The organism is Streptomyces sp. NPDC048461 (assembly GCF_055587105.1).
This window is the reverse complement of sequence record NZ_JBVJGW010000004.1, coordinates 370,288-385,345: the sequence shown is the minus strand read 5'-3', so window position 1 is coordinate 385,345 and position 15,058 is coordinate 370,288. Positions and strand designations below refer to the sequence as shown.

The 15,058-nt window shown below is 70.5% G+C and carries 15 protein-coding genes; 9 read left to right on the top strand and 6 right to left on the bottom strand.

Translation table 11 applies throughout. The annotated features are described in order from the left end of the window. Nucleotides 1–58: 58 nt before the first annotated feature. Nucleotides 59–505 (bottom strand): ATP-binding protein, encoded by a 447-nt coding sequence (locus ACZ6S8_RS09925; RefSeq protein WP_469454144.1) that lies wholly within the window; start codon nt 503–505, stop codon nt 59–61. A gap of 266 nt (nt 506–771) precedes the next feature. On the opposite strand from ACZ6S8_RS09925, the gene ACZ6S8_RS09920 reads away from it, so the two are divergent. The 9 genes from ACZ6S8_RS09920 to ACZ6S8_RS09880 all read left to right on the top strand — a co-directional run bounded on the left by ACZ6S8_RS09920 (nt 772) and on the right by ACZ6S8_RS09880 (nt 10,490). Beyond that, nucleotides 772–1,584: a hypothetical protein gene (locus tag ACZ6S8_RS09920; protein ID WP_469454142.1), complete on the top strand. Its 813-nt coding sequence runs from the start codon at nt 772–774 to the stop codon at nt 1,582–1,584. A 109-nt stretch (nt 1,585–1,693) separates the two neighbouring features. Beyond that, a complete protein-coding gene (locus ACZ6S8_RS09915; protein WP_469454141.1) occupies nt 1,694–2,419 on the top strand; it encodes a YcnI family copper-binding membrane protein in 726 nt (241 codons plus the stop codon). Between the two features lie 68 nt (nt 2,420–2,487). Continuing rightward, nucleotides 2,488–3,141, top strand: coding sequence for an SCO family protein (locus ACZ6S8_RS09910; RefSeq protein WP_469454139.1), 654 nt, complete (start codon nt 2,488–2,490; stop codon nt 3,139–3,141). Beyond that, entirely contained in the window at nt 3,138–3,605 is a 468-nt protein-coding gene (locus tag ACZ6S8_RS09905; protein WP_469454137.1) for a copper chaperone PCu(A)C, read from the top strand. The genes ACZ6S8_RS09910 and ACZ6S8_RS09905 overlap by 4 nt, the downstream gene beginning before the upstream one ends. A gap of 22 nt (nt 3,606–3,627) precedes the next feature. Then, complete coding sequence (locus tag ACZ6S8_RS09900) at nt 3,628–5,616, top strand: copper resistance CopC/CopD family protein (protein WP_469454135.1); 1,989 nt, start codon at nt 3,628–3,630, stop codon at nt 5,614–5,616. A gap of 5 nt (nt 5,617–5,621) precedes the next feature. Beyond that, complete coding sequence (gene efeB / locus ACZ6S8_RS09895) at nt 5,622–6,899, top strand: iron uptake transporter deferrochelatase/peroxidase subunit (RefSeq protein ID WP_469454133.1); 1,278 nt, start codon at nt 5,622–5,624, stop codon at nt 6,897–6,899. 42 nt (nt 6,900–6,941) lie between these two features. Further along, a complete protein-coding gene (gene pheA, locus ACZ6S8_RS09890; RefSeq protein ID WP_469454131.1) occupies nt 6,942–7,877 on the top strand; it encodes a prephenate dehydratase in 936 nt (311 codons plus the stop codon). 526 nt (nt 7,878–8,403) lie between these two features. After that, on the top strand, nt 8,404–9,681 hold the full coding sequence (serS, locus tag ACZ6S8_RS09885) for a serine--tRNA ligase (protein WP_469454129.1): 1,278 nt from the start codon (nt 8,404–8,406) through the stop codon (nt 9,679–9,681). Then, the gene (locus ACZ6S8_RS09880; protein WP_469454127.1) at nt 9,678–10,490 is read left to right on the top strand and encodes an HAD family hydrolase; all 813 of its coding nucleotides are present in this window, start codon (nt 9,678–9,680) and stop codon (nt 10,488–10,490) included. Before serS ends, ACZ6S8_RS09880 begins: the two co-directional genes overlap by 4 nt. 214 nt (nt 10,491–10,704) lie before the next feature. Here ACZ6S8_RS09880 and ACZ6S8_RS09875 read toward each other — a convergent pair whose 3' ends face one another. From ACZ6S8_RS09875 to ACZ6S8_RS09855, 5 genes are all read right to left on the bottom strand, one after another. Beyond that, nucleotides 10,705–11,367: a rhomboid-like protein gene (locus tag ACZ6S8_RS09875; RefSeq protein ID WP_469454125.1), complete on the bottom strand. Its 663-nt coding sequence runs from the start codon at nt 11,365–11,367 to the stop codon at nt 10,705–10,707. A 97-nt stretch (nt 11,368–11,464) separates the two neighbouring features. After that, entirely contained in the window at nt 11,465–12,184 is a 720-nt protein-coding gene (locus ACZ6S8_RS09870) for an ABC transporter permease (RefSeq protein ID WP_267721541.1), read from the bottom strand. A 14-nt stretch (nt 12,185–12,198) separates the two neighbouring features. Beyond that, nucleotides 12,199–13,110 (bottom strand): ABC transporter ATP-binding protein, encoded by a 912-nt coding sequence (locus tag ACZ6S8_RS09865; RefSeq protein WP_383926462.1) that lies wholly within the window; start codon nt 13,108–13,110, stop codon nt 12,199–12,201. After that, entirely contained in the window at nt 13,107–13,994 is an 888-nt protein-coding gene (locus ACZ6S8_RS09860) for an ABC transporter permease subunit (protein ID WP_469454122.1), read from the bottom strand. The genes ACZ6S8_RS09865 and ACZ6S8_RS09860 overlap by 4 nt, the downstream gene beginning before the upstream one ends. Then, entirely contained in the window at nt 13,984–14,973 is a 990-nt protein-coding gene (locus tag ACZ6S8_RS09855) for an ABC transporter ATP-binding protein (RefSeq protein ID WP_469454120.1), read from the bottom strand. The genes ACZ6S8_RS09860 and ACZ6S8_RS09855 overlap by 11 nt, the downstream gene beginning before the upstream one ends. Nucleotides 14,974–15,058: the final 85 nt, after the last annotated feature.

Below are 15,058 nucleotides of genomic sequence, written 5' to 3'. Positions count from 1 at the left end.
TACCCGCGGCGCGTACGGGCGGGCGTGGGAGCGGGTGGCCGGGTGAGCGGCCGGGTGGCTAGGACACCTTCAGCAGCGCGCCGTCGCGCCACTTCAGCATCTTGTCGAAGCTCACCACCGCGCCGCGTCCCGGCCGGTTGCGGAAGCGCGCGTGGTCGGAGAGTTCCGCGATCAGGTGCAGGCCCCTGCCGTGCTCGGCCAGGGAGGGTCTGCGGCGGGCCACCGTCGCGGCGGGAAAGCCCGGACCCGAGTCGGTCACCTCGATGCGGCAGCAGTCCCCGTCCAGATAGGCCGTGACGTCGTACGCCCCGGCTCCGTCGTCCGGGAGACCGCCGCATCCGCCGTGCTCCACCGCGTTCGCACAGGCCTCGCTCAGTGCCAGCGAGAGATCGAAGGAGACGTCCGGGTCCACCCCCGCGGTCTCCATCGTCCCCAGCAGCAGTCGCCTGGCGAGCGGCACGCTCGCGGCTTCGCGCCTCAAGTGGAGAGACCACCAGATGCTCATACGGTTACCTATTGCCTTCCGCGGGGGGCGGTAAGCGCCCTGCGGCCGACGGAGCGCGCATTGACCTCGTTCAGCCGATGCGGCGCACCCGGGCCGCGGGGTGTGCGGGGCGGGTGCGGCGGCCTGACCGCAGCGGGGGTGGCGCGCGGTAACGGGACCCGGGTGTCCCCGTGTGCCGTGCGCGGAACGCCCGCACAGGGGGACTCATGGGACCTTCCGGACCTGCCGTATGGAGGGCCTGAGCGCAGTGCGATGATGACCGGGCCATGACTGCCCCCCACGCGACGCACGCCGGAGTCGGCCTCCGGCTGATCCGGGCCGCGGTGTTCACCGCGGTCTGCGTCGTGCTGTCCGCGGCCGGGCACGCCCTGGCATCCTGCGCGACCGTGCCCTGGTGGTCGCTGTGCATCGGCTTCGTCGCGGTGTTCTCGATCGCCGCCCCGCTCGCCGGACGCCGGCGCACTCTGCCCGGGCTCGCCGCCGGCCTCACCGCCGGACAGCTCGCCCTGCACGCGTTGTTCGGTCTCGGCCAGCACGGTGCCGCCGCCGCGCAGGCGCCGAGTTCCGCCGATGCCTCGCTCGCGATGCTCGCCGCGCGCTTGGTGTGCGGCGGCAACTCCGTACCCGTCAGCCCCGCTGACGCCCGGCAGATCCTGGAGACGGCCGGTCTCGATCCGGCCGCGCTCGCCGCGCAGGCCGCGATGCAGGGCCACGGGGCGCACGCGCACCTCGGCCAGGCGGCCGCTGCGGCGCCCGACACCGGTCTGTTCAGCCCGGCCATGCTGGCCGGGCACCTGCTGGCCGCGCTCGGCGCCGGCTGGCTGCTCGGCCGGGGAGACGCCGCGCTGTTCCGGCTCGTCGAACTGTCCCGGCTGTCCTGCGATGCCGCCCCCGTACGAGCGCTGCGTGCCGCGCTGGCCTTCGTACGCGCCCTCGGCGCCGGACTCGCGGGCACGGTCTCCCGTACGCCGCAGGCCCGTCGGACACGTTCCGCGCCCGACCCGGCCACCGGCCGGGTGGCCCTCCAGCACACGGTGATCAGGCGCGGGCCCCCCGGGGCGCTCGTCCTCGCAGCCTGACGCGGCACCCCCCTCCCCGGGAAACGGGGCGGGAGCACCGGTGCCGCGAACTCCGCGCGCGCCCGTGCGCGGAGCCAACGCCACCCTGCTTCCGTGGAGTGTTTCTGCCGTGAAGACCTCTCGCGTCTCCTTCGCCGCCGCCCTCGCCGCCGGTATCGTCCTGGTCCTGTCGGGCCCCGCCTTCGCCCACGTCGGCGTGCAGCCCGGCGAGGCCACCAAGGGCGGATACGCGACGATCAACTTCAAGGTCCCCAACGAGCGCGACAACGCCTCGACCACCCAGCTCGAGGTGAACTTCCCGGTCGACCAGCCGCTCACGTCCGTCATGCCGCAGGACATCCCCGGCTGGACCGTGAAGGTCGAGACGAGCGACCTCGACAAGCCGCTCACCGTGCACGGCAAGCAGATCACCAAGGCCGTCACCAAGGTGACCTGGTCCGGCGGCAAGATCGAGTCCGGCAAGTTCCAGCAGTTCCCGCTCTCCGTCGGCAAGCTCCCCGAGGATGCCGACCAGATGGTCATCAAGGCGATCCAGACCTACGACAACGGCGAGGTCGTCCGGTGGATCGAGGAGGCCAAGGAAGGCGCCGCGGAACCGCAGAACCCCGCGCCCGTCCTGAAGCTGACCGCCGCCAAGGCAGACGACCACCACGACGGCGGGGACAAGAAGGCCGACGAGGCCAAGAACGCCGACAAGGACGCCGAGGCGGGCCACGACGAGGCCGCGTCCGAGCACGGCTCCGACACGACGGCGCGGGCCCTCGGCATCACGGGCATCGTGGTCGGGCTCGGCGGTGTCGCCTTCGGCGTCGCCTCGCGCCGCCGCTCCGCCTGACCTGACGTGCCCACGGGCACCGCCCTTCGGACCATCCGTACTTTCCCCGATCCCAGGGACACCTCCTCATGCGCACCACTCGTGTGACGATCGCCGCTCTCGTAGCGGCGGCCGCACTCACCCTCACCGCCTGCGGCGGTGAGACCGCCAAGACCGGTTCGGTCACCCAGATCTCCGGCGGCCAGAACAACGCCAAGGCCGCGACCGTTCTGGACCGCCCCTTCGCCAAGCCGGAACTCGTCCTGACGGACACCACCGGCAAGCCGTGGAACCTGCGCGAGCAGACCAAGAACAAGCCGACCCTCATCTACTTCGGCTACACCCACTGCCCGGACGTGTGCCCGCTGACGATGAGCAACATCGCCGTGGCCAAGAAGGCGCTCCCCAAGGCGGACCAGGACAACCTCCAGGTCGTCTTCGTCACCACCGACCCCGAACGGGACACTCCCGAGTCCCTCAGCCCCTGGCTTCGCTCCCTGGACCCGGCCTTCACCGGCCTGACCGGGGACTTCGCCGCCATCCAGGCCGCCGCGCGCTCGCTCGGCATCGGTATCGAGGCCGCCACGACGGGGCCCGACGGCAAGGTCGTCTCCATGCACGGCGCCCAGGTCATCGCGTTCTCGCCCAAGACCGACGAGGGCTACGTCCTCTACGGCGAGGGCACCACCGTGGACGACTACACCAAGGACCTGCCGAAGATCATCAAGGGAGAGAACCCGTGAACGCCCGCACCACCCGCACCCTCGCCGTCGCCCTCTCCCTGACGGCCGCACTCGCCATATCCGGCTGTTCCTCCGACGCCGACAAGCCCTCGGTGAAGGTCAGCCAGGGCTTCATGCCCGAACCGGTCAACGACCAGATGGCGGGCGGGTTCATGGTCATCAAGAACGGCACCGCGACCGCCGACAAGCTCACCGGCGCCTCTTCCCCGCTCTCCGACGATCTCCAGATCCACGAGACGAAGGACCAGAAGATGCAGCAGGTCACGTCGCTGGACGTGCCTGCCAACGGCGAGCTCCGACTGGAGCGCGGCGGCAACCACGTCATGTTCATGGGCCTCAAGAGCACTCCGAAGGTCGGCGAGAAGGTCACCGTCGAGCTGCGCTTCGAGAAGGCCGGCCCCGTGAAGGTCGAACTCGACGTGAAGGAACGGACGTACACCGCGCAGAACTCCAACGCCCACTGACGGACCGAGGAACCGACACGCCATGACGGCCACCGCCCCCGCACCTTCCGCGGCCCGCGCCCCTGCCACGGCACTTCTGCCGCGGCTCGCGCTGGTCCTCGCAGCCCTGCTGGCAAGCCTGTTCACCGCGGCCTCCCCGGCCGCGGCGCACGCCGCACTCACCGCGAGCGACCCCAAGGAAGGGGCGGTGGTCGCCACGGCGCCCGCGCAGGTCTCGCTCTCCTTCTCGGAGCAGGTCGCCATGGGCGACGACTCCATCCGCGTCCTGGACCCCCAGGGCAGGCGAGTGGACACCGGCGAGCTGCGCGACATGTGCAGCGGCCACATCATCCGCTACGGCACCGCCCTGAACTCCGGCCTGCCCGACGGCACGTACACCGTCGCCTGGCAGGCCGTCTCGGCCGACAGCCACCCGATCTCCGGCGCCTTCACCTTCTCCATCGGCGCGCCTTCGGCCACCAACGTCACGCTCCCCACCCGGGAGGCCGGGGGTGGACCGGTCGGCATCGCGTACGGGATCGCGCGCTACGCCGCCTACGCCGGCTTCACCGTCCTCGTCGGCGGCGCCGCCTTCATCCTGCTCTGCTGGCGGAGGGGCGCCGCCGCTCGCCCGCTGCAGAAGCTCGTCGTACGGGCCTGGGTCACCCTGACCGCGGCCACCCTCGCGATGCTGGTGCTGCGCACTCCGTACACCGGGTCCGGGCAGTTCGCCGACGCCTTCGACCTCGCCGGGCTGAAGACCGTCCTGGAGACGAAGACCGGCGCCTCGCTCGTCTCCCGGCTGCTCCTGCTCGGCGCCGCCGCCCTGTTCATCGCGGTCCTCTTCGGTGTCTACGCACGGCGTCAGCAGGGTTCCGGAACCGCCGAGGAGGACAAGGACACCAGCGACCTCACCTTCGGCCTGGCAATCGGCGGCGCCGTGGTCTCGGGCGGCATCGCCGCGACCTGGGCCCTGTCCGAGCACGCCTCCACCGGCATCCAGCCGGGCATCGCCATGCCGGCGGACATCCTGCACCTCCTCGCCGTCGCCACCTGGCTCGGCGGTCTCACCGCCCTGCTCGTAGCCCTGTACAAGGTTCCGGAAATCGAGCGCGAAGCGGTGCGGCGGTTCTCGAAGGTGGCCTTCTTCAGCGTGGTGGTGCTCGCGATCACCGGCGTGTACCAGTCCTGGCGTCAGCTCGGCAGCTGGTCCGCCCTCACCGGGACGGACTACGGTCGGCTGTTGCTCCTCAAGGTCGGCCTCGTCGCCGTCCTGGTCGGCATCGCCTACGTGTCCCGCCGGTGGACCGGTCGGCTGCTCGACGGGCCGTCGGACGCCGGGCGGAAAGGCGAGCGGACCCTCGCACCGCTTGATGTTTCACGTGAAACGACGGGCGGTGTTTCACGTGAAACCGAGGCCGTTTCACGTGAAACGGACCCCGTGACCTCCCCGGCCGACCCGAAGCGCGCCGCCCAGCTCGCCCGGCAGCACGCCGCCCGCGAGACGGCGCGCGAGAAGCAGGTCCGCGACGCCGACCCGGATCGCGCCGGACTGCGCCGCTCGGTGCTCGCCGAGGCGGGAGTGGCCGTGGTCCTGCTGGCCGTCACCACGGTGCTCACCAGCACCGAACCGGGCCGTGCGATGGAGCGCGAGGCCGGGCGCGGCTCCACCTCCACCGCTGTGCCGGACCGCGCGGTCAAGATCACGCTGCCGTTCGACACCGGTGGCCCGAACGGCAAGGGCGACGTCCGGCTCGAACTCGACCCGGGTCGGGTGGGGGCCAACACCCTGCACCTCTGGGCCGACTCCCCCGAGGGCCAACCGCTTGACCTCCCGGAGATCAAGGTCGCGTTCACCCTTCCGGCGAAGGACGTCGGCCCGCTGCCGCTCGTTCCCGACCGCGCCGCTCCGGGGCACTGGACGGCCTCCGGAGTACAGCTGCCACTGACCGGAGAGTGGCGCATCGACGTGACCGTCCGTACCTCCGACATCGACCAGACGACCGTCCAGAAGACCGTGAAGATCGGCTGAGCAGCGTGACCGAGAGCACCCCCGACATCGAGATCTCCCGGCGACGCCTGCTGGGCACCGTCGGCGCCGCGGGCGCCGCGGGACTCGCGCTCGGCGCAGCCGGTGGCGCCCTGGCGCACGCGGCCGCGACCGACGCGGGGACATCGGCCCCCGGCGGAGCCGCCGGGAGCCTGTCCTCCCTCGGCGCCACGCAGGTCGCCTTCCACGGCGACCATCAAGCCGGCATCACCACACCGCTGCAGGCCAAGGGACACCTCGTGGCCTTCGACCTCGTGGCGGGCGCGGGGCGCACGGAGGCCGCCGCGCTGCTGCGGCGCTGGTCCGACACCGCACGGCTGCTCATGGCGGGCAAGGCCGCTCCGGACTCCGACACGGGCATCGCTCTCGACGCCGGCCCTTCCTCCCTCACCGTCACCTTCGGATTCGGTCACTCCTTCTTCGAGCGCACCGGCCTCACCGCCCGCCGTCCCGCCGCCCTCGACGCGCTGCCGGACTTCTCCTCCGACCGGCTCGACGAGGGGCGCAGCAACGGCGACCTGTGGGTCCAGATCGGCGCGAACGACGGCCTCGTCGCCTTCCACGCCCTGAGGGCCCTGCAGCGGGACGCCGGGCAGGCGGCCCGTGTCCGCTGGCAGATGAACGGCTTCAACCGGTCCCCCGGAGCCACCGGAACGCCGATGACCGCCCGCAACCTCATGGGGCAGATCGACGGCACCGGAAACCCCAAGCCCGCCGAGCCCGATTTCGACCGGCGCATCTTCGTGCCCGGCACGGGCCCCGGTCCGGCCGAGCACGCCTGGATGGCCGGCGGCTCGTACGCCGTCGTCCGGCGCATCCGCATGCTCCTCGACGACTGGGACAAGCAGTCGCTCGCCCAGCAGGAGCAGGTGATCGGCCGGAACAAGGCCACCGGTGCCCCGCTGACGGGCGGCGGCGAAACCACCGAGCCGGAGCTCACCAAGATCGGCGCCGACGGGAAGCCGGTCATCGCGGCCAACGCCCACGCGCGGATCTCCGCGCCCGAACAGAACGGCGGGGCGGCCATGCTGCGGCGCCCGTTCTCCTTCCACGACGGGATCGGCGCCGACGGCGCCCCGGACGCCGGGCTCCTGTTCGTGTGCTGGCAGGCCGATCCGCTGCGCGGGTTCGTCCCGGTCCAGCGGAAGCTCGACCGGGGGGACGCGCTGTCGGAGTTCATCCGGCACGAATCCAGCGGGCTCTACGCGGTCCCGGCCGCTCCCCGCTCCGGGGAGTACGTGGGGCAGCGGCTGCTCGAAGGGTGAACAGCACCCCGGCGTGGAGCACCCCGGCATTAGGCTGATCACATGACGGCCACGCGCTTCACCTATCTCGGTCCCGAGGGCACTTTCACCGAAGCCGCCCTCCGTACGCTGCCGGAAGCCGCGACCCGGGAGCTGGTCCCGATGGTCTCGGTGCCGGCCGCACTGGACGCGGTACGCAACGGCGAGGCTGCGGCCGCGCTGGTCCCGATCGAGAACTCGGTGGAGGGCGGGGTCACCGCGACCCTCGACGAGCTGGCTTCCGGCGAGCCGCTGATGATCTACCGCGAGGTGCGGCTGGCCATCGCCTTCGCGCTCCTCGTGCGTCCCGGGACCGCCCTGTCGGACGTCAAGACCGTCACCGGGCACCCGGTGGCCCAGCCCCAGGTGCGCAACTGGCTCCGCGCCAACCTGCCCGATGCGGTGTGGGAGTCGGCGGCCTCCAACGCCGACGGCGCCCGGCTGGTCCAGGAGGGCCGTTTCGACGCCGCCTTCGCCGGCGAGTTCGCCGCCGCCACCTACGGGCTCGTCCCGCTGGTCACCGAGATCCACGACGCGGAGAACGCGGAGACCCGGTTCGTGCTCGTCGGGCGGCCGGCCAGGCCCGCCGCGCCGACCGGGGCCGACAAGACCTCCGTCGTGCTCTGGCTCGCCGACGACCACCCCGGCGCCCTGCTGGAGCTCCTCCAGGAGTTCGCCGTGCGCGGGGTGAACCTGATGCTGATCCAATCCCGGCCGACCGGCGAGGGCATCGGCAACTACTGCTTCGCCGTCGACGCCGAGGGCCACATCTCGGACCGGCGGGTCAGCGAGGCCCTCATGGGCCTCAAGCGCACCTGCCCCCAGGTCCGCTTCCTCGGCTCCTATCCGCGCGCCGGCGTCGCTCTGAGTGACGTACGGGCTGCACGGCCGGGAACCTCCGAAGCGGACTTCACGGCTGCCTCCGACTGGCTGACTCGTTGCCTGGACGGCCGGGCGTAGGGCTTCGTCCACTGTCCACAGAGTTATCCACAGGGCTAGATGGCAACCTGGGGACAAGTCGACAGAACAGCGCGACAAGGTCGACAAATCGGCTGTGGGTCCAGGTTTCGCGCTGGGGAGCGGAGGGTGAACGGTGTCACCCGCGCATCGCCGATCAACTCTTTGGGGCGAGTCATTCCCACCCGAATGAGTGTGTGAGGGTGGTTTGAACCCCGATTCGCCCCGGTCGACCACGGAACGGGATTGATCTATTCCCGTGTCCACAGAGGCGGCGCACAGCCTGTGGATAAGCTGCCGGTAGCGGCCATTCCTGTGGACAAAGAACTGCCTGCCGCCCTGCTCAGGGCCCGCCCGGCCGCCACCTCCGGGCCCCATTTCAGGGAAAGGCGCGACATTTATCGACCATGGGAGAAGGGCCTCTTCCAGCCGACCAGCAAGACTTATCCAATAGTGGCAATTGGGACATAGCGACACGCAGCGTGATATCGGTGTGATCCCCTGAACCCCAGCCCGGTAGCCTGGAGGGGTGATTGACCTCCGGCTGCTCCGTGAAGACCCTGACCGTGTCCGCGCCTCGCAGCGCGCCCGTGGAGAGGACGTCGAGCTCGTCGACGCACTGCTCTCCGCCGATGAGCGCCGCAGGTCCTCCGGCACGCGCTTCGACGAACTGCGCAATGAGCAGAGGTCGCTCGGCAAGCTCATCCCGAAGGCCTCTCCGGAGGAGCGGGCGGAACTGCTGAAGAAGGCCGAGCGGCTCAAGCAGGACGTCAAGGCGGCCGAGGCCGAACAGAACGAGGCGGACGAGGCTGCCAAGCAGCTCCTGCTGCGGCTCGGGAACATCGTCCACGTGGACGTCCCGGTCGGCGGCGAGGAGGACTTCACCGTCCTGGAGACGCACGGCAACATCCGCGACTTCGCCGCCGAGGGGTTCGAGCCCAAGGACCACCTGGAGCTGGGCGAGTCGCTGGGCGCCATCGACGTCGAGCGCGGCGCCAAGGTGTCGGGATCCCGCTTCTACTACCTCACCGGCGTGGGCGCCCTGCTGGAGCTGGCCCTGGTCAACGCGGCCATCGCGCAGGCCACCGAGGCCGGCTTCATCCCGATGCTGACTCCGGCCCTGGTCCGCCCGCGGGCCATGGAGGGCACCGGCTTCCTCGGCCAGGCCGCGGAGAACGTGTACCACCTGGAGAAGGACGACTACTACCTCGTCGGCACCTCCGAGGTCGCTCTCGCCGCGTACCACATGGACGAGATCATCGACGCCGACAAGCTGCCGCTGCGGTACGCGGGGTTCTCCCCGTGCTTCCGCCGCGAGGCAGGCACGTACGGCAAGGACACCCGCGGCATCTTCCGCGTCCACCAGTTCGACAAGGTCGAGATGTTCTCGTACGTCGCACCGGAGGACGCCGAGGCCGAGCACCAGCGCCTCCTGGAGTGGGAGAAGCAGTGGCTGACCAGCCTGGAGCTGCCCTTCCAGGTGATCGACGTCGCGACCGGTGACCTCGGCTCCTCCGCCTCGCGCAAGTTCGACTGCGAGGCGTGGATCCCGACCCAGGGCAAGTACCGCGAGTTGACCTCCGCGTCGAACTGCGACGGATTCCAGGCCCGCCGCCTGTCGATCCGCTACCGCGACGGCAAGAAGACCCAGCCGCTGTCGACGCTGAACGGCACCCTGTGCGCCGTGCCGCGCACGATCGTCGCGATCCTGGAGAACCACCAGCAGGCCGACGGCTCGGTACGGGTGCCCCAGGCGCTCCGTCCGTACCTCGGCGGCCGCGAGGTCCTGGAGCCGATCAACAAGTGAGCCCCGCCCCGTTCCCGTACAAGCTCGTCGCGACGGATCTCGACGGCACCCTGCTGCGCGGCGACGACACCGTCTCGGAACGCACCCGCGAGGCGCTCGTCGCCGCCACGGCGGCCGGTGCGGCGCACATCATCGTCACCGGCCGGGCCGTGCCCTGGACCCGGCACGTCCTGGACGACCTCGGCTATCAGGGGATCGCCGTGTGCGGGCAGGGCGCGCAGGTCTACGACGCGGGATCGCACCGGCTGCTCACCTCGGTGACCCTGGACCGGCAGCTGGCCGGTCTGGCGCTGTCGAAGATAGAGGCCGAGATCGGCCCGCTGGCCCTCGCGGCCAGTCGGGACGGCGTCGACGGCGAGGTCCTGATCGGACCCGGCTACCAGGTGCAGGAGGGCCTGCCGGCCGTCTACCTGGAGGACACGACCGCGGTGTGGACCGCGCCGCTGAACAAGCTGTACATCCAGCACCCGGGTCTGGACGACGACGCCCTCGTCAAGGCTGCGCGGCAGACCGTGGGCAGCCTGGTCGACATCGTGATGGCGGGACCGGGCGTCGTGGAGATCCTGCCGCTCGGCCTGACCAAGGCCACCGGCCTCTCACTGGCCGCACGCCGGTTGGGCGTGAAGGCCGCGGAGACCATCGCCTTCGGCGACATGCCCAACGACATCCCCATGTTCGGCTGGGCCGCGCACGGGGTCGCGATGGCCAACGCCCATCCGGAGCTGAAGAGCGTGGCGGACGAGGTGACGACCTCCAATGAGGAGGACGGCATCGCGGTGGTGCTGGAACGCCTGCTGGGCGCCGCCTAGAACGTACGGCGGAGGAGGTCCGGGGCTGCCCGCGCCGAAGGCGCGCTCGAAGTGGCTGCCCCGGACCTCTTGTTGCTCCCCGCACGGCTCACTCTGCCCCGGGCGCAAGCCGCGTACCAGTGAATTTCCGTGCATCAGCCGTCAATCCGGCAGGAGCGGGGGCAGGACGCGGTCTGCGGAGCACGGCGTCGCGAAGGCGGCGCCCGACGCTCGGCTATCCCTGTTTCACGTGGAACGCCGGCCGTGTTTCACGTGAAACAACGCTACGGGTGAGCGGCCAGGCGAGCAGGCCGACCGCGAGGGCGATGGCGTGGCCGAGGTCGGTGAAGGTCCCGCCGGTGGCGAGGGGGAGTCCGAAGAAGGCCACCACCCCGGCGAGGTAGAACCATCTCCACGGACTGGGCAGCCGGTAGGTGAGCACGCCCGCGGCCGCCGCGAGTCCGTAGCTGACGCCGATGTCGACGACGTGGGTCATGGTCCGCGGGGCTCGATGGTCCTGAATGGCCGTCAGCAGAACCTTCTGGCTGACCAGGGTGGCGACGATGTGGGCGGTCGCGACGATCAGGAGCCAGCGCAGGGTGCCGAGCCAGCGTTCGACGGGGGCGTGGAAGACCTCGAAGAGCAGCGCGTAGAGGGCGAGCGAGGCCGGGTTCTCGATCCAGAAGGCGCTGCTGAGGAGCGCCCGCACGGGATGCTGGACGAGCTGGTGGATATTGCTGCTCTGGCGGTGGAGCAGGACGTGGTCCACTCGGTCGGGCGCGATCACGACGATGATGCTGGTGACGGCGATGATCAGCAGCCAGAGGTGCGTTCCGGGCGAGGAGCGTATCCAGGACCGCAGGGGCCTGGAGGGCTCCGGCTCGGTGTGCTCGCTCATGCACCGATGATGCCGTGTGCAGCTGTGCCCCGCCCGGCCGGTGGGCCGGGCGGGGCACAGGGTCCGCCGTGGTGTGCCGATGGACAGGCCGGGGGTGCTACTCCTCCCCGGCCAGCGTGAGGCGGCGCAGCTTCTGACCCGCGTAGACGGTGGCCCCGACGGTGACCACCACGAGCAGGACGACCGCGGTGGGCAGGCCGACGGTGGCGTCGACGTATCCCTCGCCCGCGACCTTCTCGGCCAGGGAGAGGGCCCACTGCTGGACGCTGAGGGTCTTGGCGCCCGAAACGAGGCTGCCGAAGAGCGACTCCCAGATCAGCGCGTACACGAGGCCGAAGACGACCGCGTGCCGGCTGACGGTGCCCAGCAGCAGGAACAGCGCGCTGTAGGCGATCGAGGCGACGAGGGCGGCGACCGTGTAGGCGATGGCGATCTGCTGGCCGTTGCCGTTGAGGATGAACCCGGCGATCAGGGTGGGGATCGCGGAGAAGGCCATCGTGACGGCGATGGCGACGATCAGCTTGGTCATGATGATCGTCGGTCGCTTCACCGGCTTGGAGAGCAGGTAGACGATCGATCCGTCGTCGATCTCCGGGCCGATGGCACCGGTGCCGGCGATGACGCCGATCAGCGGAACCATCGTCGCCAGGGCGAAGCCGCCGAGCAGGTCGGCGGCCACCTTGTCGTCCACGCCGGTGAGGGCACGGACGGCGATGGCGATGACGATCAGCAGAGCCGGGAGGAGGAAGAGGATCAGCGCGCGGCGGCGGCCGAGCAGGGCCCGGTAGGTGAGCCGGGCAACGGTGGGGTTGTACATGGGTGCCAGCTCCTTCAGGCCGAGACGAGGTAGGAGAAGACCGACTCGAGGGACTCGTCGGAGGGCGAGACCGTCAGCAGCCGGATTCCGTGCGCGCGGGCGACCCGCGGCAGCAGTTCCGTGAAGCGTCCGAAGTCGACGGCCTGGATGCGCAGGGCGCCTTCCTTCAGGTCGACCTCGATACCGGCGGTGGACGGGTCGGCGATCAGGGCCGCCGCGAGGACCCGGTCGTCGGAGGATCGGACGAGGTAGCGGTGGGGGCGGTCCGTCATCAGGCGGCGGATCTTGCGGAAGTCGCCCGAGGCCGCGTGCCGGCCGGCGACGACCACCTCGATGTGGGAGGCCAGCTGCTCGACCTCCTCCAGGATGTGCGAGGAGAACAGCACGGTGCGGCCGGCATCACCCATGCGCCGCAGCAGGTCCATGAGCTGCATGCGCTGGCGGGGGTCCATGCCGTTGAACGGCTCGTCGAGGAGCAGCACGGCCGGGTCGTGGACCAGTGCGGAGGCCATCTTCACGCGCTGGCGCATGCCCTTGGAGTACGTGGAGATCTTGCGGTCCTGGGCGTACTCCATCTCGACGGTGGCCAGTGCCCGCCGGGCGGCCGCGTCGTCGAGCCCGTGCAGTTCGGCGTTGGCGACGACGAACTCGCGGCCGGTGAGGAAGTCGTACATGGCCTCGCGCTCGGGCACGACGCCGATCTGCTTGTAGACCTGTTCGTTGCGCCAGATCTGCGTTCCGTCGATCGTGACCGTGCCCGTGGACGGGGCCAGGAAGCCGCCCATCATGTTGATGAGCGTGGACTTGCCGGCGCCGTTGGGACCCAGCAGCCCGGTGACGCCCGGACCGATGCGCATGGTCACGTCGTTGACGGCGACGACGTTCCCGAACCAGCGGGACGTGTGGTCGATGTCGATGATGGTCACAGCCCGGCCTTCCGGTAGCGGGCCATCAGAGCGGCGTAGGAGCCGACGATGAGGCCGAGGGCGACGAGCAGGTAGACGAAGCCGGTGCCGGCCGCGGGGCCCTCACCGCCGGGGAAGGCGGAGGTGGCGCCGAGGAACGCGGTCTGGATGCCGTCGATCAGGGTGATCGGGGAGAACAGGCCCATCCAGTCGATGGCACCGGTGTTGCCCGTGCTGTAGGCGATGCCCTGGACCGCGGTCACCGCGCCGTAGGGGATCAGGAGCACGGCGATGATGGCGGCGACTCCGAAGCCGCGGCGCGGGGTGAGCGCCGCCATGATCAGGCCGAGGCCCGAGAAGAGCAGCGACAGCAGAAGTACCGACACCAGTCCCTGCCCGAATCCCTTGGTCTGATCGCCGAAGTCGAACTTGGCCAGCAGCGAGCCGATCCACATGATCAGCAGCGGCGTGGCGGTGAGGATGAACAGGGCCGAGGCCATGGCCGCGAACTTCGCGACGACGTAGTCGACGCGCTCGATCGGCCGCGAGAAGTACAGCGGCACGGTCTTGAAGCGCAGGTCGCGCGAGACCGACTGGGGCGCCTGGGAGGCGAGGAAGAGCCCGATGATCACTTGGGTGGTCAGGGCGTACGTCGTGTACTTGATCGGCAGGTCGGTGCTGCCGGGGACGGTGATGGCCACCGCGACGAGGATCAGCGCGGGAACGCACATCACCGCGAAGAGGATCATCGGCAGGACCTTGGACTTGGCGGAGCGGCCGAGCCCGTACGCGCCGCGCAGGGACTGGGAGAACAGCGACTTGCGGGCGTAGGAGCGACCGAGCCGCGGCCCGTCGTAGGACCGGTAGCCGATGTTGTGGATCTGGGTCGAGGTGTCAGGCGCCATCGGAACCGGCTCCCTTCTTCTGGGCGGTGTGGACGGGCTGGTCGTTGTCGCGGAAGACCTCCGCGATGTGGTGGCGGCGCTGCTCCATGCGGACCAGACCGAGGCCCAGATCGGCGACGGTGTCGCGGACGGTGTCGTAGGTCTGCTCGCCGGCGGCCTCCACGAGCAGGACGTGGCCGGCGCCCGGCAGGCCCTGCTCCTCTCCCGCGTGGAGGGTGAGCCCCACCTCGGTGAGCGCCTTGCGCAGGGCGGCGGTGCCGTCCGGGTGCTCGTCCGAGTCGGTCACCTCGATCGCGAGGGTCGCGGTGCTCTGGGTGAAGTCGCTGGTGGAACTGGAGCGCAGCAGCTTGCCGCCGTCGACGACCACGACGTGGTCGCAGGTCCGCTCCAGCTCTCCGAGGAGGTGGGAGGTGACCAGGACGGAGATGCCGAAGTCCGTGTAGATGCGGCGGATGAGTCCGAGCATCTCGTCACGGCCGACGGGGTCGAGGCCGTTGGTGGGCTCGTCGAGGAGGACCAGCTGCGGGTCGTGGACGAGCGCCTGCGCGAGCTTGACGCGCTGCTTCATGCCGGTGGAGTAGCCCCCGATGGGGCGGTAGCGCTCCTCGTACAGTCCGACGTGGCGCAGGGTGTCGGCCGTGCGTTCGCGGGCGGCGGTCGGCGGGAGGCCGGACATGCGGGCCATGTGAACGACGAACTCGGTGGCCGAGACGTCGGGTGGCAGGCAGTCGTGCTCGGGCATGTAGCCGACGCGTTCACGGATGGCGCTGCCATGCGTGGTGACGTCGAGGCCGAGCACGGCGGCACTGCCCTCGGTGGCGGGGGACAGTCCCAGCAGAATCTTGATCAGCGTGGACTTGCCGGCTCCGTTGGCACCCACGAGGCCGGTCACACCAGGCCCGATGTCCAGGGAGAGCCGGTCGAGGGCGGTCACTCGGGGGTACCGCTTGCTCAGGCTTTCGGTCGCGATGACAGTCACGGGTTCGACGTTAGTGGTCCGGGCCCCGCGAATCGTCAGACCTTGAGCTGGCTCCGGTCTCCGCCTTCAGGCGTACATGCCCGTA

What these genes read in the sequence shown, in the direction of transcription:
- ACZ6S8_RS09910 (WP_469454139.1), top strand. Translation starts at nt 2,488, where the DNA reads ATGCGCACCACTCGTGTGACGATCGCCGCTCTCGTAGCGGCGGCCGCA.
- ACZ6S8_RS09920 (WP_469454142.1), top strand. Translation starts at nt 772, where the DNA reads ATGACTGCCCCCCACGCGACGCACGCCGGAGTCGGCCTCCGGCTGATC.
- ACZ6S8_RS09900 (WP_469454135.1), top strand. Translation starts at nt 3,628, where the DNA reads ATGACGGCCACCGCCCCCGCACCTTCCGCGGCCCGCGCCCCTGCCACG.
- ACZ6S8_RS09925 (WP_469454144.1), bottom strand. Translation starts at nt 505, where the DNA reads ATGAGCATCTGGTGGTCTCTCCACTTGAGGCGCGAAGCCGCGAGCGTG.
- pheA (WP_469454131.1), top strand. Translation starts at nt 6,942, where the DNA reads ATGACGGCCACGCGCTTCACCTATCTCGGTCCCGAGGGCACTTTCACC.
- ACZ6S8_RS09870 (WP_267721541.1), bottom strand. Translation starts at nt 12,184, where the DNA reads ATGTACAACCCCACCGTTGCCCGGCTCACCTACCGGGCCCTGCTCGGC.
- ACZ6S8_RS09875 (WP_469454125.1), bottom strand. Translation starts at nt 11,367, where the DNA reads ATGAGCGAGCACACCGAGCCGGAGCCCTCCAGGCCCCTGCGGTCCTGG.
- ACZ6S8_RS09860 (WP_469454122.1), bottom strand. Translation starts at nt 13,994, where the DNA reads ATGGCGCCTGACACCTCGACCCAGATCCACAACATCGGCTACCGGTCC.